General features: G+C 75.5%; 19 protein-coding genes. 14 read left to right on the plus strand and 5 right to left on the minus strand.

The features are described from left to right. Positions 1 to 90 precede the first annotated feature (90 nt). Both AC3WT4_RS05645 and AC3WT4_RS05650 read right to left on the minus strand, forming a co-directional pair. Positions 91 to 498, minus strand: a complete 408-nt coding sequence (locus AC3WT4_RS05645; RefSeq protein WP_074803059.1) for a VOC family protein — start codon at positions 496 to 498, stop codon at positions 91 to 93. 125 nt (positions 499 to 623) lie between these two features. Continuing rightward, the gene (locus AC3WT4_RS05650) at positions 624 to 1,310 is read right to left on the minus strand and encodes a hypothetical protein (RefSeq protein ID WP_492314945.1); all 687 of its coding nucleotides are present in this window, start codon (positions 1,308 to 1,310) and stop codon (positions 624 to 626) included. Between the two features lie 204 nt (positions 1,311 to 1,514). On the opposite strand from AC3WT4_RS05650, the gene AC3WT4_RS05655 reads away from it, so the two are divergent. From AC3WT4_RS05655 to AC3WT4_RS05680, 6 genes are all read left to right on the plus strand, one after another. Further along, complete coding sequence (locus AC3WT4_RS05655; protein ID WP_074803054.1) at positions 1,515 to 1,934, plus strand: GntR family transcriptional regulator; 420 nt, start codon at positions 1,515 to 1,517, stop codon at positions 1,932 to 1,934. A gap of 5 nt (positions 1,935 to 1,939) precedes the next feature. Continuing rightward, a complete protein-coding gene (locus AC3WT4_RS05660; protein WP_492314946.1) occupies positions 1,940 to 2,929 on the plus strand; it encodes an ATP-binding cassette domain-containing protein in 990 nt (329 codons plus the stop codon). Next, the gene (locus AC3WT4_RS05665; protein ID WP_257418715.1) at positions 2,926 to 3,717 is read left to right on the plus strand and encodes a hypothetical protein; all 792 of its coding nucleotides are present in this window, start codon (positions 2,926 to 2,928) and stop codon (positions 3,715 to 3,717) included. The genes AC3WT4_RS05660 and AC3WT4_RS05665 overlap by 4 nt, the downstream gene beginning before the upstream one ends. Positions 3,718 to 3,805: 88 nt before the next feature. Next, positions 3,806 to 4,870: an ABC transporter ATP-binding protein gene (locus AC3WT4_RS05670; RefSeq protein WP_083384800.1), complete on the plus strand. Its 1,065-nt coding sequence runs from the start codon at positions 3,806 to 3,808 to the stop codon at positions 4,868 to 4,870. After that, positions 4,867 to 5,676 (plus strand): ABC transporter permease, encoded by an 810-nt coding sequence (locus AC3WT4_RS05675; protein ID WP_074803048.1) that lies wholly within the window; start codon positions 4,867 to 4,869, stop codon positions 5,674 to 5,676. The genes AC3WT4_RS05670 and AC3WT4_RS05675 overlap by 4 nt, the downstream gene beginning before the upstream one ends. A gap of 109 nt (positions 5,677 to 5,785) precedes the next feature. Next, positions 5,786 to 6,520, plus strand: coding sequence for a glutamine amidotransferase (locus tag AC3WT4_RS05680; protein ID WP_074803044.1), 735 nt, complete (start codon positions 5,786 to 5,788; stop codon positions 6,518 to 6,520). An 81-nt stretch (positions 6,521 to 6,601) separates the two neighbouring features. Here AC3WT4_RS05680 and AC3WT4_RS05685 read toward each other — a convergent pair whose 3' ends face one another. Next, on the minus strand, positions 6,602 to 7,531 hold the full coding sequence (locus tag AC3WT4_RS05685) for a sulfite exporter TauE/SafE family protein (protein ID WP_492314947.1): 930 nt from the start codon (positions 7,529 to 7,531) through the stop codon (positions 6,602 to 6,604). Positions 7,532 to 7,651: 120 nt separating this feature from the next. Continuing rightward, on the minus strand, positions 7,652 to 8,110 hold the full coding sequence (locus AC3WT4_RS05690) for an RrF2 family transcriptional regulator (protein WP_074803038.1): 459 nt from the start codon (positions 8,108 to 8,110) through the stop codon (positions 7,652 to 7,654). Between the two features lie 79 nt (positions 8,111 to 8,189). Here AC3WT4_RS05690 and AC3WT4_RS05695 point away from each other — a divergent pair, with 79 nt between their 5' ends. Continuing rightward, the gene (locus AC3WT4_RS05695) at positions 8,190 to 9,002 is read left to right on the plus strand and encodes an alpha/beta fold hydrolase (protein ID WP_074803035.1); all 813 of its coding nucleotides are present in this window, start codon (positions 8,190 to 8,192) and stop codon (positions 9,000 to 9,002) included. Continuing rightward, positions 9,002 to 10,567 carry a PP2C family protein-serine/threonine phosphatase gene (locus tag AC3WT4_RS05700; RefSeq protein WP_492314948.1) on the plus strand — a complete coding sequence of 522 codons (1,566 nt, stop codon included), beginning with the start codon at positions 9,002 to 9,004 and terminating at the stop codon, positions 10,565 to 10,567. Before AC3WT4_RS05695 ends, AC3WT4_RS05700 begins: the two co-directional genes overlap by 1 nt. Here the strand turns inward: AC3WT4_RS05700 and AC3WT4_RS05705 are convergent. Continuing rightward, the gene (locus AC3WT4_RS05705) at positions 10,541 to 11,038 is read right to left on the minus strand and encodes an NUDIX hydrolase (protein WP_061268011.1); all 498 of its coding nucleotides are present in this window, start codon (positions 11,036 to 11,038) and stop codon (positions 10,541 to 10,543) included. The genes AC3WT4_RS05700 and AC3WT4_RS05705 overlap by 27 nt on opposite strands. Before the next feature lie 384 nt (positions 11,039 to 11,422). Between AC3WT4_RS05705 and AC3WT4_RS05710 the strand changes: the two genes are divergently transcribed. The 6 genes from AC3WT4_RS05710 to AC3WT4_RS05735 all read left to right on the plus strand — a co-directional run bounded on the left by AC3WT4_RS05710 (position 11,423) and on the right by AC3WT4_RS05735 (position 19,199). Next, a complete protein-coding gene (locus tag AC3WT4_RS05710; protein WP_074804177.1) occupies positions 11,423 to 12,505 on the plus strand; it encodes a 3-deoxy-7-phosphoheptulonate synthase in 1,083 nt (360 codons plus the stop codon). 163 nt (positions 12,506 to 12,668) lie between these two features. Beyond that, positions 12,669 to 13,241, plus strand: a complete 573-nt coding sequence (gene sigK, locus AC3WT4_RS05715; RefSeq protein ID WP_108050437.1) for an ECF RNA polymerase sigma factor SigK — start codon at positions 12,669 to 12,671, stop codon at positions 13,239 to 13,241. Continuing rightward, a complete protein-coding gene (locus tag AC3WT4_RS05720) occupies positions 13,234 to 14,004 on the plus strand; it encodes an anti-sigma factor (RefSeq protein ID WP_108050427.1) in 771 nt (256 codons plus the stop codon). Before sigK ends, AC3WT4_RS05720 begins: the two co-directional genes overlap by 8 nt. A gap of 132 nt (positions 14,005 to 14,136) precedes the next feature. Next, positions 14,137 to 14,838 (plus strand): fasciclin domain-containing protein, encoded by a 702-nt coding sequence (locus AC3WT4_RS05725; protein WP_257419383.1) that lies wholly within the window; start codon positions 14,137 to 14,139, stop codon positions 14,836 to 14,838. Positions 14,839 to 15,028: 190 nt separating this feature from the next. Further along, a complete protein-coding gene (locus AC3WT4_RS05730; protein ID WP_492314949.1) occupies positions 15,029 to 17,029 on the plus strand; it encodes a cytochrome c biogenesis protein DipZ in 2,001 nt (666 codons plus the stop codon). A 190-nt stretch (positions 17,030 to 17,219) separates the two neighbouring features. After that, positions 17,220 to 19,199, plus strand: a complete 1,980-nt coding sequence (locus AC3WT4_RS05735; protein ID WP_492314950.1) for a LamG-like jellyroll fold domain-containing protein — start codon at positions 17,220 to 17,222, stop codon at positions 19,197 to 19,199. The last annotated feature ends 42 nt before the right edge of the window (positions 19,200 to 19,241 follow it).

Here is a 19,241-nt window from a genome sequence, read left to right on the forward strand (position 1 = left end):
GGGCGCGGAGATGTGGATAAGAGACAGAGGTAGAGCCCTGGTGATGACCAGGGCTCTACCTCGCGAGCCGGGGGTGTCAGAGGTGCGCGCTCAACCCTCGACGAGCCGGGCCATGTTCTCGCCGTCCGCGAGCCCGACGACGTTGCCGGCCGGGTCGGTGAGCCAGGCGCCGTCGCCGCCCTCCATGAAGCCGCGCACGATCCCCTTCTCGTCCTGGTCGAACCCCTCGTAGCGCTCGAACGTCACGCCCTTCGCGGTGAGCTCGTCGACGGCCTGGTCCACGTCGTCGACGGTGAGGTGCATGACCGTGAAGGCGGCCGGCCGATGGTCCTCCTTCGGGTAGACGAACACGTCCGAGCCGCCGCCGAGGTGGAGCACCAGACCGTTCCCGTCGTCGAGTGCCGTGACGGGGAGCCCGAGGGTGTCCCCGTAGAACGCGCGCGCCGCGTCGAGGTCGTCCGCCGAGAAGCTGGAGAACCCGCGCCTGATGGTGACCATCGTTGCCTCACTCCTTCGGGACCGCCGGCGGCCGGAGGGCGGGGCCCGCCGCGGACGCCGGATCCTCCCAGCGTCCCACCGCGGGCCCGCGGTGGGTACCGCCCGGGGCGGGTGAAGGGAGCGGGTCAGGACGAGCGTGCGGGCGCGGGGCGCGTCCCGAGCGTCGGCGCGAGCACCCACAGGGCCGTGGCGGCGAGCACGTGCCAGACGGCGTGCCCCTGGAGCGTGACGCCGAGCGCGCCGTCGGCGTCGCACAGGGGCCAGCCCGGGCGGGTCAGGGTCCCCGCCGTGCCGCCGACGGCGAGCAGCACGAGCGCGGCGACCGTGCGGCGTCGGACGGCGGGCCGTCGCCACGCGCGTGCGGCGCTCGCGGCCGCGGCCGCGCCCGCCGCGACCACCTGGGCGGCGGTGGACGCCGGGACCGAGAACGCCGCGAGCACGACCCCGAGCAGGGTCGGCGCGAGCCACCACCACGTCCTCAGGCGACGCCCGGTGAGGTCGGCGACGGCGTCGGCGGCGACGAGCGCGAGCGTGCCGAGCAGCGGCGGGTCGTGCGCGACGGGGTTCCACGACGGCGCCGGCCCGTGCTGCACCACGGAGCCCACCCCGATCAGCACGACCAGGACCCCGAAGGCCACGCGCAGCCGCGACGCGGCGCCGTCGGGCTCGCCCGGGCCCCAGGAGGCCCCGGGTTCCGGCCGCCTCGCCGCCACCACGACGGCCGCGCCGGCCAGGACGAACGCGAGGCTCGTCCACGTGCTCAGCGGCTCGGCCCCGGGCGCCCCGCCCGCGAGCTCGCACGCTCCGCCCACCGCGCCTCCTCCGTCTCCCGATGCGGCTCGACCGGGTCTCCCGATGCGACCCGACCGGCACCGGCCTCGGCGCCGACGTCCCCATCGTTCCGCCCGGCGTCGGTCGTCGCGCGTCCGGAGGAGGGTTGCGCGCGACGCCTCATCTGTGGTTCATTACTCAAGTAATGAACCACAGAACGCGCGAGCCGGGAGAGGATGGGCCCCATGTTCGACGGACCTGAACCCATCTACCTCCAGATCGCGCAGATGATCCGGGCACAGGTGCTCGCGGGGGAGCTCGCGGAGGAGGAGCAGGTCATGTCCACGACGCAGTTCGCGACGACGTTCCGGATCAACCCGGCGACGGCGGCCAAGGCGTTCGCCGGCCTCGTCGACGAGGGCGTCCTCTACAAGCGGCGCGGGCTCGGCATGTTCGTCGCGCCCGGCGCACGCGAGCGGCTGCTCGCCGAGCACCGCGCCAGGTTCTTCGACGAGGTCCTCGACCCCGCGCTCGCGCAGGCGGACCTCCTGGACATCCCGGCCGCCCAGATCGTCGAGCACGTCCTCGGCCGCCCGCGGCCCGCCGGTCCCGGGACCGGCGACGCACCCCGTACCGGCCCGACCACCGACCCCACCCCGAGGTGAGACCCGTGACCGCCCGGCCCACCAGCCACCCCACCGACCTCCCCGCCGCGACCGCGCCGGCGCCCTTCGGCGCCGAGGTGCGCGACGTCGTCGTGCGGTACTCGCGCGGCGACGACCCCGCGCTCGACGGCGCGACCCTGACGATCCGCCCCGGCGTCATCACCGGCCTGCTCGGCCGCAACGGCGCCGGCAAGACGACGCTCGCCGCCCTGCTCGCCGCGTTCCGGCGCCCGACGTCGGGCACGGTCCGCGTCGGCCCGGACGGCGAGCTCGAGGACCCGTTCGAGAACGTCTGGGCGACGATGCACACCCAGCTCGTGCGCGAGAGCGGCGACGTGGGGGAGTCCGACAAGGCGCGCGACACGCTCGAGTACTACGCCGACGTGCGCCCGCACTGGGACGCCGACCTCGCCGGCCGCCTCCTCGACACCTTCGAGGTGGACGTCCGCAAGAAGCCCAACGAGCTCTCGCGCGGCAAGCGCTCGGCGCTCGGCGCGGTCGTCGGGCTCGCCGCCCGCGCGCCCCTGACGATCTTCGACGAGGTCTACCTCGGCATGGACGCCCCGAGCCGCTACGCGTTCTACGACGCGCTCGTCGCGGACTACGCCGAGCACCCGCGCACGATCCTGCTCTCGAGCCACCTCATCGCGGAGGTCGAGCGGCTCTTCGAGGACGTCGTGATCATCGACCGCGGGCGCGTCCTGCTCGCCGAGAACGCCGACGACGTCCGCGCGCGCGGCGTCAGCCTCACCGGGCCGGCGGACGTGGTCGAGCGCCACACCGCGGGCCGGCAGGTGCTCGCCCGGCAGCGGCTGGGCAGCACGGCGCAGGTCACGCTCTTCGGCACGTTCGCCCCCGACGAGCGGGCCGCGGCCGCCGCGGCCGGGCTCGAGGTCGGGGCGGTGCCCGTCCAGGACCTGTTCGTCCACCTCACGCGCACCGACCGCACCGAGGACGACGCGCCCGCCCGCACCCGCACGCAGGAGGCACGATGACCGCCACGACCCCGCGCACCGCGGAGCGCCGCGCGCTCGAGAAGGCCGCCCACCGGCGCGGTGTCCGCGCCGTCGCCTGGTACTTCATCGGCGGCACCTGGTACGTGGGCGTGTGGTTCTGGCTCATCGCGCTCGCCGTCGGGGCCCTCGTCCTGTGGATCATGCTGCGCAACGACGACGTGAGCATCGAGGGCGTGGGCGGCGTCGCGGGCTCCGCGAAGTTCTTCCTCTTCGTCATGGGCATCCTCCTGCCGCTCATGTCGATCGCGCTGCACGTCGCCGCCGGCGGCACGCGGCGGTCGTACACGCACGGCCTGTGGATCGGCGCCGCCGTCTCCGGGCTCACGTTCGGGATCGCGACCGCGCTCGTGCGGTGGGGGGAGTGGGTGCTGTTCCGCCAGGCCGGCTGGCCGACGGAGCGGGACCTCACGCAGCTCTACGCGGACGGGTCCGAGGTCGGCCTCGTGATCCTCGTCGAGGGCACGTTCTGCGTCGTCTACTACCTCGCGGGCATGGTCGTCGCCGCGGGCTTCTACGGCTTCGGGTTCCTGCGCGGCGTGCTGCTCGTCGTCGCGTCGCTCGCGACCGTCGTGGTGAGCGAGGTGTTCCTGCGCTCCGGGTTCTTCGGCCACGCGCTCTCGCGCGTCGTCGGTCTCGACGGCACCCCCGTCTGGCTCGCCGTGCTCGGCGGGCTCGTCGGGGTCGTGCTCGCCGCACTGCTCCTGCGCGTCGTCCTGCGGGGCGTCGCGATCCGTCCGGTCGAGTTCGCGGGCACCGCGAGCGCCTGACCGGCAGCACCCTCCCGACCGCACTCCCACCCGTCCGGACGGCGCACGGCGCCGTCCGTGGGTGCCGCACACCCTCCTGGAGGTCACCATGAGCACCGCAGCACCGCCCCCGGGCGGCACGACGGCGACGTCGCCCGCCCCGCCCGCCGGCCGCACGGCCGGGCCTGACCCGGTCGTCGAGATCCGGAACCTGCGCAAGACGTACCCGGGACCGCAGGGTTCCGGCACGCGCACCGTCGCGGTCGAGGACGTGAGCCTGACCGTCCGGCAGGGCGAGATCTTCGGCGTCCTCGGGCCCAACGGCGCCGGCAAGACGACGACCGTCGAGTGCCTCGCCGGGCTGCGCCAGGCCGACGGCGGCACGGTCCGCGTGCTCGGCGTCGACCCGCAGGCCGACCCCGCCGCGGTGCGCGACGTCGTCGGCGTCCAGCTCCAGGAGGCCGCGCTCAACGAGAAGATCACGGTCGAGGAGGCGATGCGGCTCTTCGCGTCGTTCTACGCGTCGCCCGGCGACGTGGAGGAGCTGCTCGACCTGCTCGACCTCGCCCCGCACCGGCGCGTCGCGTTCGCCAAGCTCTCCGGCGGGCAGAAGCAGCGCCTGTCGATCGCGCTCGCGCTGGTCGGGAACCCGCGCGTCGCGATCCTCGACGAGCTGACCACCGGGCTCGACCCGGCGGCCCGCCGCGCGACGTGGGAGCTCGTGGAGCGCGTGCGCGACCGCGGCGTGACGATCCTGCTCGTCACGCACTTCATGGACGAGGCGGAACGCCTGTGCGACCGGCTCGTCATCATCGACCGCGGCCGGGTCGTCGCGCAGGGCACGCCCGCGGAGCTCGTCGACTCCGTCGACACGTCGCGCACCGTGCGCCTGCGCGTGCCGCTCGCGGACCACGACCTCGCGCTGCACACGATCGCGGGGCTCGCGGACGTCCAGCACGTCGAGGCGGCACCCGGGGCAGGGCGGGAGATCGAGGTGACGGGCTCCCGGCGGGTGCTGCCCGCCGTCGTGCTCGCGCTCGCCGAGCGCGAGGTCGTGCCCGACGACGTCCGGACCGTCTCCCGCACGCTCGAGGACGTCTTCGTGGCCGTGACCGGCCGCACCTACGACCCGGACGCGACCGACGCCCGGCCGACCCGAGGGGAGTCCCGATGACCGCCACGACCCTGACCCCGTCCGCCACGCCCGTCCGCCGCAGCAGCGGCTGGCGCGGGTTCGGCGTCCTGCTCGCCACGGAGTCGCGGCTCTGGCTGCGCGACCCGGGGACGGTGTTCTTCGCGCTCGTGTTCCCGACCGTCCTGCTCGTCGGGGTCGGGTTCGCCATCCCGGGCATGCGCGTGCCGATCGAGGACGCGCCCCCGCCGTGGGGCGGGCTCACGCCCGTCGCGCTCTACGCGCCCGTGGTGCTCGCCGCCGCGATCGCGACCCCGGCACTGACGACCATGCCGGTCTACTTCGCGACGTTCCGCGAGAAGGGGCTGCTGCGGCGGCTGTCGACGACGCCCATGCGCCCGCAGGGGATCGTCGTCGCGCACCTCGTCATCAACCTCGTGGCCGTCGTGGTTGCGTCCGCGGTCGCGCTCGTCGTCGGGCAGCTCGTCTTCGGTCTGCCGGCGCCGCGGAACGCGGGGACCGTCGTGCTCGCGTTCGTCCTCGGAGTGGCGTCGATGTACGCGCTCGGCACCCTCGTCGCGGCGCGCGCGCCCAAGGCGAGCACCGCGTCCGCGATCGGGACGCTCATCTACTTCCCGCTCCTGTTCCTCTCGGGGCTGTGGACGCCGGGACCGATGATGCCGGAGGCCGTGGCGCAGGTCGGCAGGTTCACCCCGCTCGGCGCCGCGTCGCAGGCGATGACGGCGGGGTGGTTCGAGGAGGGCTTCCCCGCTGTGCAGGTGGTCGTCATGGCCGTGTGGACGGCCGTGCTCCTGCCGCTCGGCATCCGGCTCTTCCGCTGGAGCTGAGGCGGGGCCCGACCACGGTGCCGGGCGCCCGGCACCGCCCGGGCCGCCGTCCGGCCCACCGCCCGGTCCCCGCGGGCGTGGCCCGCGGGGCGCCCCTAGCCTGACCGGCATGAAGCCCTTCCTGCTCCTGGCGTCCCGGGCGGAGGACCCGGCCGCGGACGGTGAGCACGCGGCGGTGCTGCGTCACTCCGGCCTCGCGCCGCACGAGCTGCACCGCGTGCGGATGGAGGCGGGCCCGCTGCCGGCGATCGACCTCGACGCGTACTCGGGCGTGATCGTCGGCGGCAGCCCCTTCGACTCGTCGCGGCCCGAGGCGGAGAAGTCGGCGACGCAGCGCCGGGTCGAGCGCGAGCTCGCGCCGCTCCTCGACGAGATCGTCGAGCGCGACGTCCCGTTCCTCGGGGCGTGCTACGGCGTCGGGACGCTCGGCCTGCACGAGGGCGCGGTGCTGGACGACACGTACGCCGAGCCCATCTCGCCCGTGACGATCCGGCTCACCCCGGAGGGCCGGGCGGACCCGCTGCTCGCGGGTCTGCCCGACGCGTTCGAGGCGTACGTGGGCCACAAGGAAGCGGTGCGGGAGCTGCCGCCGCACGCGGTGCTGCTCGCGACGTCGGACGCGTGCCCGGTGCAGATGTTCCGCGTCAAGGAGAACCTGTACGCGACGCAGTTCCACCCGGAGCTCGACCTGGAGGGCATCCTCACGCGCATCGGCGTCTACCGGGACTACGGGTACTTCCCGCCCGACGCCGCGGGCGACGTCGAGGCGACCGTCCGACGCGGCGACGTCCGGCAACCGCACCGCATCCTCGCGACCTTCGTCCACCGCTACGCGAGCGACTGAGCTCCCCGCCCGGCCGAGCATGCGGTCGTGGCCCGTCCTGCCGCGAGGACGGGCCGCAACCGCATGCTCGGCGGAGCGGGTTCAGCGGGTGGCGGGGGCCGGGTGGGGGGCGTCGGCGGGTGCCGGGTCGGCCGCAGCCTCCGCCGCGACGGCGCGGCGGTGCGCTCGCACCGACCAGACGACGGCGGCGGCCCAGACGACCGCGACGAGCGCCAGCACGACGCCCTGGACCGCGCCGCTCGCGTCGACCCACTCGGAGCGCAGCAGCGTGCGGACGTTGGTGAGCACGATGACGCCGCCGACGGCCGAGCCGAGGATCCGGGGCGGGAGCATCCGCACGAGCCAGGCCGCGATCGGCGCGGCGACGAGCCCGCCGAGCAGGAGCGCCCCGACCCACGTGAGGTCGATCCCCTGCGAGCCGAGCGTCCAGAGGAACCCGAGCGACGCCGCGACGGCGACGAGGAACTCGCTCGTGTCGATGGAGCCGATGACCTTGCGCGGCTCGATCCGGCCCGACGCGAGCAGCGCGGGCGTGCCCACGGGGCCCCAGCCGCCGCCGCCGGTGGCGTCGACGAAGCCCGCGACGAGACCGAGCGGGGCGAGGAACCGCTTGCGCAGCGGCAGCCCCAGGCGGCCCGTCGGCAGCCCGGCGAACGTGAAGCGCGAGAGCACGTAGACGCCGAGCGTGAGGAGCAGCAGCGACATGACGGGGGCGGCGACCTCGGTCGAGAGGTTCGCCAGGAACGTCGCGCCCGCGAAGGCCCCGACCGCGCCCGGCACGCCGATGCGCAGCACGACCTTCCAGTCGACGTTCCCGAACCGCCAGTGCGCCGCGCCGGACGCGAGCGTCGTCCCGATCTCCGCGAGGTGGATCGTGGCCGACGCCGCCGCGGGGTTCGTCCCGATCGCGAGCAGGAGCGTCGTGGACGTCACGCCGTACGCCATGCCGAGGCTGCCGTCGACGAGCTGGGCGCCGAGGCCCACGAGGGCCAGCAGGACGAGGGTCCGCACCGGGGCCTCCTTGCTCGGGCCGTCGGGAGGATCCCGACGCGTCCCGACAAGGTTGACCGGAGGAGTCCACTATGTGAAGCGCCGACCGCATCGTGGGCCAGTGTTAACGGGAGCGTCCCGTCAGGGGTTCTCCCACGCGTCGGCGCGGGCCGCGAGCGCGTGCACGTCGTCGGGCAGGTCGCGGCGCACGACGTCGTCGATCGTCACGCGGTCCAGTACGTCGCGGACGCTCGCGCGCAGCGCGATCCACACCTCGAGCAGCCCCGCGGCGGACCCGTCGTACTCGAGGCTCGGGGGACGCTCGTCCCGCACCGTGACGAGCGGGCCGTCAACCGCGCGGAAGACGTCGGCGAGCGTCACCTCGGTCGCCGGGCGCGCGAGGCGGTGGCCGCCGGAGCGTCCGCGGACGCTCGCGACGATCCCGGCCCGGCGCAGGTCGCCGAGGATCCGTTCGAGGAAGCTCACCGGGAGGCCCTGGCCCGTCGCGAGGTCCTCCGCCCGCACCGGGTCGCCGTGCGGCGACGCCGCGAGCTCGGCGCACGCCCGCACCGCATAGTCCGCCTTCGCCGAGACACGCATGAGGACATTGTGCCGTGCGCGGGTCTCACCCCGGGGCGCCGCTGCCCCTCGCGACCCCTTCCCCCCTACGCTGTGACGCGTGGACGTGCACGAGCGCAACAACGTGCGGGTCATGGGGGCGCAGGACGGCCCGACGATGGTCTTCGCGCACGGATTCGGCTGCGACCAGTCGATGTGGCGCTTCGTCGCGCCCGCGTTCGCGACGGACCACCGGGTCGTGCTGTTCGACCACTCGGGCTGCGGGGCGTCGCACCCGACCGCGCACGACGCCGTCCGGCACGCCGACCTCGCGGGCTACGCCGCGGACGTGGTGGAGATCGTCGAGGCGGTGGTCGACGGAGACGGGCACGGGCCCGTGGTGCTCGTGGGCCACTCGGTGAGCGCCGTGATCGCGCTGCTCGCCGCGGCCGACCGCCCGGACCTGTTCGACCGGCTGGTGCTCGTGGGCCCCAGCCCGCGGTACGTCGACGACGACGGCTACCGCGGCGGGTTCACCGCCGAGGAGATCGACGAGCTCCTGGAGACCATGGACGCGAACTACCTCGGCTGGACGCAGGTCATGGCGCCCGTCATCGCCGGGAACCCGGACCGCCCGGCGCTCGGCGACGAGCTCGCCGCGGTGTTCCGGCGCAACGACCCGGCGGTCGCCCGGCAGTTCGCGCGCGCGACGTTCCTCGGCGACAACCGGGCGGACCTGGCGCGCGTGCGCACGCGGAGCCTCGTGGTGCAGAGCCGGGAAGACGTCATCGCGCCGCCCGAGGTGGGCCGCTACGTGCACGAGCACCTGCCCGGCAGCGACCTCGTCGTCATCGACTCGGTGGGGCACTGCCCGAACCTCTCGCACCCGGACCTCCTCGTGCGCGCGATGCGCGACTGGCTGGGCGCCGCCTGATGGCGATGTCCCGGGCCGAGCGCTGGGCGCTCGCCCCCGTCGCGCTGCTCCTCCTCGACACCGAGGCGCGCGTCCTCGACGCCAACGACGAGTTCCTGCGGACGATCGAGGTCCCGGACGTCGAGGCGGTCGCGGGGCGTCGCCTGGCGGACCTGCTCACGGTCGGCGGGCGCATCTTCTGGGAGACGCACGTCGGCCCGCGCCTGCACATCGAGGGCCGCGTGGACGAGGTCGCGGTCGAGCTCCGCACGCCGCGGGGCCGCGAGCCCGTGCTGCTCACGGCGATCGAGCGCGAGGCGCGCGGCGAGCGGCTGATCGAGGTCGCGATGCTCGGCGCGCGCGAGCGGTCGCGCTTCGAGCACGAGCTCGTCGAGGCGCGTCGTGCGTCGGAGGAGGCGGAGCGTCGGGTGCGGCTGCTGCACGGCGTCGCGGCGGACCTCGCGAGCGTCGCCGGTCTCGACGGCGTCGCGTGGGTCCTGCTCCGCGCGGCCGTGACGATGCTGGGCGCGGGCGACGCCGCGCTGTGGACGGCGCAGGAGCGCGGCCCGCTGCGACGGTGGGGCGGCGCCGTCGGCGTCCTGGCCCCGACGATCGACGAGCTCACCGAGGCGACCGTGCGCGACGACGGGACCGTCGTCGTGCCGCTGCGGACGGCGGGCGCGCTGCTCGGGGTGCTCGCGCTCGAACCGCGGCGCGCCGCGGGCTCCGACCCCGTCGACCTGGGCACCGCCGCCGCGGCGGGACAGCTCGCCGCGCTCGCGCTCTCGCGCGCGCGGGTCCACGAGCAGAGCATCTCGGTCGCGAGCGAGCTCCAGGGCGCGATGCTCTCCGACGGGATCGTCGCCGACCCGCAGGTCGAGGTCTCGGCGTGCTACCGCCCGGGCGTCCACGACCTCCAGGTCGGCGGCGACTGGTACGACACCTTCCGGGTCGCGCCCGACGTCGTCGCGCTCAGCGTGGGGGACGTCGTCGGCCGCGGCCTCAAGGCGGCGACGTCGATGGGGCAGCTGCGCACCGCCGTCCGGGCGGCGTCCGACACCGGCCTCCCGCCGGAGGAGGTGGTCGAGCGCGTCGACCGCTTCGTCGACCGGACGGGCACGGGCTTCATGGCGAGCCTCGTGTACGGGGAGCTCGACCTGCGCGCCGGGGTGCTGCGCTACACGTGCGCGGGCCACCTGCCGCCCCTGCTCGTGCGAGCCGGCGGCTCCGCGGCGTACCTGTGGGAGGCCCGGTCGACGCCGCTGGGCGTGCGGGGCACGACGCCGCGCGTCGCCAAGGCCGTGCGCCTCGCCCCGGGCGACCTGCTGCTGCTCTTCACGGACGGCGTCGTCGAGCGCCGCGACCGGCCGCTCGCGCTCGCGCTCGACGAGCTCGCGGACGTCGTCACGCGCGCCCTCGACGTCGGCCTGCGCGACGACCGGCTGCTGGAGGCCGTCGTCTCGCGCGCGCCCGAGGACGACGACGCGTGCCTGCTCGCGGTGCGCTGGCTCGGCCCCGCGGGGGACGGGCGGGCGGTGCCCGACGCCCCGGCCGCCGCGTCAGCGGACGAAGAACGGGCCGGCTGAGGGGTCGGCGAGGCGCGCGAGCGCGTGCCCGAGACGCTCGGTCGACGAGCGCGCGACGTCGTCGGGCAGGGCGTCGGGGGCGAACCACGCGACCGCGAGCGACTCGTCGTCCGCGACGTGCGCCGCCGCGGCGGCCGCCGGCGACACCGGGCGGCACAGGAACGCGAGGTCGAGGTACTGCGACCGGTCGCCGTTCGGGTACTCCATCGGCTCGGTGACCGTCACCGCGACGAGCGCGTCCACCACGACCTCGACGCCCGTCTCCTCGAGCACCTCGCGCGCGAGCCCGACCGCCGGGTCCTCGCCCGGCTCGAGGATCCCGCTGATCACGGCCCACTGCCCGGAGTCGGCGCGCTGCCCGAGCAGCACCCGGCCGGCGTCGTCCACGACGACGCCCGACACCCCCGGCATCCACAGCAGGTCGGTCCCCACGTGGGACCGGAGGGCGGCGACGAACTCGGGGATCGGCATGCCCCGAGCGTAGGCGCTGCCCGACCGGCCCGTGAGACGGCCCGTCCGCCCCTCGGAGGCGCTGTGCTACCGTCGGCTCGTGACTTCTCAGTGGTATTGGCGCTTTACGCAGGCTCCCGGTGGGGCCGTGCGGGCGTCAGCCTGACCACAGATCACCACCCGGAGCCAGCACAGGGCCTTGGACGCGGACCGCGTCCGGGCCCTTCGTCGTGAGACGGGCCGCTCCGGGACCACGGGCGGCAGCAGGCCGGTGGAGCGCCGCTGGGCATCCCGACTCACGGCGCTCCCAGACCCCGCCGCACAGACCAGGAGCCCCCCGTGACCAGCACCACCACCCCGCGCGAGACCGCGACGACCGACGGCGCGACGAGTACCGTCGACCCCGTGGACAGCCCCGAGCTCCAGGCCCGCACGAGCGACCTGCGGGTCCGCGCGCTCGACGCCCTCCCCGCGCCGCGCGCCATGCTCGCCGACCTGCCGCTCGGCGCGACGCGCAGCGACCTCGTGACGACGTCGCGCCGCGAGGTCCGTGACGTCCTCGCGGGCGACGACGACCGCCTCCTCGTCATCGTCGGCCCCTGCTCGGTGCACGACCCCGAGGCCGCGCTCGAGTACGCGGGGCGCCTGGCCGCCGTCGCGCACGAGCTCGCCGACGACCTCATGGTCGTCATGCGCGTCTACTTCGAGAAGCCGCGCACGACCGTGGGCTGGAAGGGCCTCATCAACGACCCGCACCTCGACGGGTCGCACGACGTGCACCACGGCCTGCGCCTCGCGCGCGAGGTGCTGCTCGGCGTCCTCGACGCCGGTGTCCCGGCCGCGTGCGAGTTCCTCGAGCCCACGAGCCCGCAGTACATCGCCGACGCGGTGTCGTGGGGCGCGATCGGTGCGCGCAACGCCGAGTCGCAGGTGCACCGCCAGCTCGCCTCGGGCCTGTCGATGCCCGTCGGGTTCAAGAACGCGACCGACGGCGACGTGCAGATCGCGGTCGACGGGTGCATCACGGCCGCGAGCGAGCACACGTTCTTCGGCATGGACTCGCTCGGCCGCGCCGCCGCGGTGGAGACCGCGGGCAACCCGGACTGCCACGTCATCCTGCGCGGCGGGCGCTCGGGCCCCAACTACGGGGCCGACGACGTCGCGGCGGCGCTCGCGGTCGCGCGCACCTCGGGCCGCGGCGGGGTCACGGAGCACGGGCTCGTCGTCGACGCGTCGCACGGCAACTCCGGCAAGAGCCACGTGCGCCAGGCGGAGGTCGTGCGCGAGGTCTCCGCGCGGCTGGCCGAGGGCGAGCAGGGCATCACGGGCCTCATGATGGAGAGCTTCCTCGTGGCGGGCGCCCAGAAGCCCGCGCCGAGCGGCCTCGTCTACGGGCAGTCCGTCACGGACGCGTGCATCGACTGGGACACGACGGCCGACCTCCTGCGCGAGCTCGCGGGCGCGGTCCGCGCCCGGCGCGCGCTCTGACCGGTCCCGGCGGGACGGTCACCCATCCGTCCGCGCGTCGGCGCCGAACCCAGGGTGTCCCGGACGGACCGGGACGGTGCCGGCGACGGGAGGTCGCGTGCCGAGAGCCGTGGTCGACGCGCCGCAGCGCGTGCGGGAGGCGCCCGTGCTGCACACTGACCGGGTGCCACCTCCCGTGACGACGAACCCGGCGGTCGACGCCGCCCTCGCGGCGTGCGCCGACGGCGACCCGGCCACGTTCGCGCCCGTCTACGACGCGCTCGCGCCGGTCGCGTACGGCACGTGCCTGGGAGTCCTGCGGGACCCGGACCACGCGGCGGAGGTCGTGCAGGAGGTGATGGTGGAGGTGTGGCAGACGGCGGCGCGCTACGACGCGACGCGCGGCTCGGCGCGGACCTGGGTCGCGACGCTCGCCCGGCGGCGCGCGGTGGACCGCGTGCGGGCCGAGCAGGCGCGCCGCGACCGCGACCAGCGCGACGTGGACGCCTCGACGGCCGCGGCACCGCGGGACGTGGTGGTGGAGGACGTCGAGCGACGTCTCGAGGGTGCGGCCGTGCGGCGGTGCCTGGACTCGCTCACGGCGACGCAGCGGGAGGCGGTCGTGCAGGCGTACTACGGCGGGCTCACCTACCGGGAGGTCGCGGAGCGGCTCGACGCCGCGCTGCCGACCGTGAAGTCCCGCATCCGGGACGGTCTCCTGCGGCTCCGCGACTGCCTGGGGGTGCGTCGTGGCTGACCTGACCACGCCCCGTGGCGACGGTGCGGACGACCGTCCGGAGGTCCGCGACCTGCTCCCCGCCTACGCGCTGGACGCGGTGGACGACGTCGAGCGGCGCGCCGTCGAGCGCCTGCTCGCGGCCGACCCCGACGCGCGGCGCGAGCTCGACGAGTACCGCGACGTCGTGGCGGCGTTCGCCGTCGAGAGCGCCCCGCCGCCCGCGCTGCGCGACGCCGTGCTGGCGCGGGTGGCCGCGTCCGCGGCCACGGGCACGTCCGCGGAGGAGAGCACGGGGGGTGGCGTCGTCGTCGACCTCGCGGCGGCGCGTCGCGCCCGCCGCCGACGCTGGACCGGGCTCGCGGCGGCGGTGGCCGCGGTGGTCGCGGTGGCCGTCCCGACGACGGTCGCGGTCCGCGCGACGCAGGAGCAGTCGCGCCTGGAGGCGCAGGCGGACGCGATCGAGCGCATGCTCGCCGACCCCGACGCGACGATCCTGCACGGCGACGTGGCGGGTGGCGGGCAGGCGTCCGTCCTCGCCGCGGGCGACGCCATGTTCTTCCGCGCGTCCGACCTGCCCGACGCGGGCGACGACCGCGACTACCAGCTCTGGGTGGTCGAGCCCGACGGCGCCGTCGTCTCGGCGGGCGTCCTCGACGTCCAGGACGGCAGCACGTCGCGGCTCGTCCAGGGCGAGCCGGGCGTCGGCATGGCCGTGACGGTCGAGCCGGCGGGCGGCTCGGAGCAGCCGACGGCGGACCCGGTGGTCGCGCTCGTCGGCTGAGCGGCACGGCCCGGAGGGGTCGGGACGCGCGCGAGAAACTCGTGCCGATCCCGACCCATCCACCCGGGGTCGTGCTCCGAACCCTCGGCATGACGCCCCGCACCGGCGGGGCGACGACCCGAGGAGAGACCGATGAACGTTCGCACCCGCACGTCGTACGCCGTCGCCGGCATCGCCACGCTCGCCGTGCTCGGCCTGTCCGCGTGCAGCTCGGACTCGGACACGGGGTCCGACTCGACGACGACCGACTCTCAGGCCGACACCATGACGGACGACTCGACGTCCGACGACATGACCGACGACTCGACCGAGGGCGCGGACGACATGGCGGCCGATCCCGCCGCGAACCTCGTGGGCCCCGGCTGTGCCGCCTACGCGGAGCAGGTGCCCGACGGCGCCGGGTCGATCACCGGGATGTCGACCGACCCCGTCGCCGTGGCGGCGTCGAACAACCCGCTGCTCACGACGCTCACCGCGGCCGTCTCGGGTGAGCTCAACCCGGACGTCAACCTGGTCGACACGCTCAACGGCGGCGAGTTCACCGTGTTCGCCCCCGTCGACGACGCGTTCGCGAAGATCGACGCCGCGACGCTCGACTCGCTGAAGACGGACTCCGACACGCTGACGAAGATCCTCACGTACCACGTGGTGCCCGGCCAGCTCACGCCCGACCAGGTCGTCGGGGAGCACGAGACCGTCGAGGGCGGCACGGTCGAGGTGACCGGCTCGGGCGACGAGCTCATGGTCAACGACGCGGCCGTCGTGTGCGGCGGCGTGATGACGCAGAACGCGACCGTGTACCTCGTGGACACGGTGCTCATGCCGACGATGTGATCCTCCCGGCGCGTCCAGAAGCGGGCGCGCGGTGGACCCGCGCGAGCGGGTCCCGACGGCCCCGACCGGACGGTCGGGGCCGTCGTCGTGCGCCCGTCGTGCGCCCGTCGTGCGCCCGTCGTGCGCCCGTCGTCGTGCGCTCGACGCGTGGTGGACCCATCCGCGAGGGCCGCCGGTCCGAACCCCGGGCATGGAGACGCTCATCGTCATCGGCCTGCTCGGCGGACTCATCACGGGGATCTCGCCGTGCATCCTGCCCATGCTGCCCGTCATCTTCTTCGCGGGCGGCGTGCAGGGCGCGCGCACGGGGGAGACGCCGTCGGGCACCGCGGAGACCGGGGCGGGCGGCGTCTCCCCGGGGCTGTTCGCGGGCGTCCCCGACGCGGTCCGCGTCGGCGGTCGCCCGACCGCGGGGCCGCGCGGCCGGGGCGGCCCGGGCGGCGCGCGGGAGGCCGCCGGAGCCCGGGAGGTCACGGCCCGGCCGACGCGCGGCGGGACGCTCGCCCTGGATCTGTCGACGCGCGAGGCCGCCGAGCCCGCTGCCCCGGTCGACGGCGGGCGCCGCACGACCCGGCGGGCCGCGCGCCGCTCGTGGCGCCCCTACCTCGTCATCGCAGGACTGGTCCTCAGCTTCAGCGTCTTCACGCTCCTCGGCTCCCTCCTGCTGACCGCGCTCGGGCTCCCGCAGGACCTGCTGCGCTGGGCGGGCATCGTGCTCCTCGTCGCGATCGGCGTGGGGATGATCGTGCCGCGCGTCGAGGAGGTCCTGGAGCGGCCGTTCCGGCGGATCGCCGCGCTCGGGGCGCGCCGCGGCGCCGCCCGCCAGGACCGCGGGGCGTTCGTGCTCGGCCTCGGCCTCGGCGTGCTGTACGTGCCGTGCGCCGGGCCCGTCCTCGCGGCGATCACCGTGGCCGGGGCGACGGGGAACATCGGCCCGGGCACCGTCGCCCTCACGGTGTCGTTCGCGGTCGGGGCGGCGATCCCGCTCCTGGTCTTCGCGCTCGCGGGGCGCCGCGTCGCGGAGCGGGTCCGCGGGTTCCAGCGGCACACGCGCGGCATCCGCGTCACGGGCGGCGTCGTGATGATCGCGCTCGCGGGCGCGCTCGCGCTCAACCTCCCCGCCGCCCTCCAGCGCGCCCTGCCCGACTACACGGGCGCGCTCCAGCAGCGGGTCGACGAGAACGACGCCGTGCGCGAGGCGCTCGACCTCGGCGGGCTCGTCACCGACGAGAACCGCGAGCTGTCGAACTGCTCGAACGGCGCGCCCGTGCTGGAGGACTGCGGCACCGCCCCGGAGCTGCGCGGCATCGACACGTGGCTCAACACCCCGGGCGGCGAGGCGCTGACGCTCGAGGGGCTGCGCGGCAAGGTCGTGCTCGTCGACTTCTGGACCTACTCCTGCATCAACTGCCAGCGCGCGATCCCGCACGTCAACGCCTGGTACGACCGGTACCGCGACGTCGGCGCGGGGTTCGAGGTCGTCGGGGTCCACACGCCCGAGTTCGCGTTCGAGCGCGAGACGCGCAACGTCGTCGCGGGCGCGCAGGACCTCGGCGTCACCTACCCCGTGGCCCAGGACAACGCGTACGCGACCTGGACCGCCTACCGGAACCGCTACTGGCCCGCGCAGTACCTCGTCGACGCCGACGGGACCGTGCGCCACATCCGCTTCGGGGAGGGCGGGTACGAGGACACCGAGCGTCTGGTGCGCGAGCTCCTCGAGGACGCGAACCCCGGCGTCGAGCTGCCCGAGCCCACCGCCGTCGGCGACACCACGCCGCAGGACGAGACGACGCCCGAGACCTACTTCTCCATCAAGCGCGTCGTCAACTACGCCGGCGAGCCGCGCTACGCCGCGGGGCAGCAGGACTTCACGCTCGCCGACGACCAGCGGCAGGACACGTTCTCGCTCGGCGGCACGTGGGACGTCGACTTCCAGGGCGCCACCGCCGTGTCGGACGACGCGCGCGTGCGCCTCGCGTACCGCTCGACCGACGTGTTCACGGTGCTCGGCGGCGAGGGCACGGTCACGGCCCGCGTCACGACGGACGGGCGGACCACGACCCGCGAGATCGACGTCGCCGGCAGCCCGACGCTCTACCCCGTCCTGGAGGGCGACGGCCCGACGGAGGGGCTCGTCGAGCTCGACGTCCCGCCCGGCGTCCAGGTGTTCACCGCGACGTTCGGGTGAGCGCGGACCCGGTCGCGACCGGTCGACGCCGGCGCGTGCCGACGGTGGTGCCGCGCGGGTGTACATTTCCGGCATCTGCCGTGGGACGACCTGGTCGAGGACGACCGGAGCATGCGGCAGCGACCTCGCCGACGACGGCGAGCGCATGATCGGGGGAGACGTGGGACGAACGACGCGGAGGACCACGGGGGTGCTGCTGAGCGCCGTCCTGGCCCTCTCCGGCCTGGTGGCGGGCGCGACGACGGCGAGCGCAGGACCGCTGCCGGTCGACGTGGTCGCGGACGAGGGCGCGCCCGTCGTGCTCTCGGGGAGCGACGTCCCGCGGGCGGTGCTGCGGCAGGCGCTGCCGCGGTCGGCGTCCGGGTACGGGTTCACGGGCTCGCAGGCCGTCGGCGGGTGCGATTCCGGTCTCCTGTGCACGGTCCTGGGCGAGACGCGCGTGGCGTGGGACTTCACGGAGGCGATCGGCTCGGCGGTGCCCGCGGGCGCGACCGTCACCGGGGCGACGCTCCGGACGTCGGGCGTGCAGGGTGCGCAGTGCCGTACCGCGCCGGTCACGGCGCACGTGGTGGGCGCGGTGGTCCGGTCGAGCACGTGGGCGAACCACGCCTCGACGTGGGGCCCCGCCGCCGCCTCGGCCGCCTCGGCGGGGCGCTGCGACCGCTGGGGCGCCGTGTCCTGGGACGTCACCGCGCCCGTCACCGAGGCGGTCGCGTCTGGCGGTCCCCTCGCGCTCGGCCTCTCCGGTGCACGGTCCGGGCTGGCCCTGCTCGGCGCGGGGACGACTCTCGAGCTCGCGCTCGCGCCGACGACCGGAGCATCTGCGACAGCGCTCGGGACCACGGACCCGGAGAGCGCGTGCGTGACGGGCGAGGAGCGACCGGCAGTGCGGTCGAGCACGCCGACGCTCCGGGCGGAGCTCTCCGGCGGGGGATCCGGGGCGCTCCTGGCCCGGTTCGCCGTGCACGACGTCGCGACGGGCGCCGAGCTGTGGACGACGGAGACGCCGGCCCAGTCCCCGGGGACGGTCGCGGCGGCGGTGGTGCCGTCGGGTCTGCTGCAGCACGACGGCGTGTACGCGTGGGAGGCGCGTGCGGCGACGGCGGACGGCGGGGCCTGGAGCGAGCCGAGCCGGTGCGAGTTCGTGGCCGACCTCGTGCGACCGGAGCAGCAGCCCGTGGTCACGCCCGTCGAGGGCGAGCCCGCGGTCTACCGGGAGGACACGACGGCCGGGGGAGTCGGCGTGCGCGGCGCGTTCGTGCTGTTCACCGACGAGCCGGGGGTCGTCGCGATCCGCTACTCGTTCGACTCCGACGCCCTGGACCGTTCTGCGGTGCCCGGTGAGCGGGTCGAGTTCACGCCGACGGCGAGCGGGAGCCACCGGATCTCCGCGCAGGCGGTCGACGCCGCCGGTGCGACGGGCCCGGTGCGCCTCTACCGGTTCTCCGTGACGAGCGCGGCGCCGGTGCGCTGGGCGTTCTCCGAGGGCTCGGGCCTGGTCGCGCGCGACGTCGCGGGCAGCCGCCCGCTCACCCTCGCTCACGACGGGATGTGGGGTCGCGGGTACCTCGCGGACTTCGGGCTCGACCCGTCGGACGGCGCGCTCGTGATCGGCGACGACGCGTCCGCCGCCTGGTCCGCGACGTCCGTGGCGCCGACGGCGGGCGCCTTCTCCGTGGGGGCGACCGTGCGAGCCGACGCGACCGGGGCGACGCGTGCCGCCGTGAGCCAGGTCGGCGACCGGGCCAGCGCGTTCTCGCTGGGGGTACGGCACGACGCCGCGTGCGGGACGGCGTCCGGCACGTGCTGGGCGTTCTGGACGGCGGACGCCGACGCCGACGGCTCGGCATCGACCGTCGCGCTCTCCGGCGTCGAGGTGAAGCCCGGGGCGTGGGTGCGACTGACGGGCGTGCGGGACGCCGCCGCGGGCGAGCTGCGCCTCTACGTCTGCGAGATCGGCTCGGTGGACGAGCCGGGTGCGGGCGAGACGACGCTCGCGGGGACCGTCGCGACCACGAGCCCGGGCTGGCCGTCGAGCGGTGCGCTCCACGTCGGTCGGGCGCAGCGCGACGGCACGTGGTCGGACCACTGGCGGGGCGCGGTCGACCGGGTGTCGGTCGTCGACGGCGTGCAGTCGGGGAGCCAGATGGCTCGGGAGTGCCTGAGCTGACGTTCTCGGGGTCCGTCGGCAGACCGCCGACGGACCCCGCGG

It is taken from the genome of Cellulosimicrobium sp. EB106-03-01-XG111 (assembly GCF_058792115.1).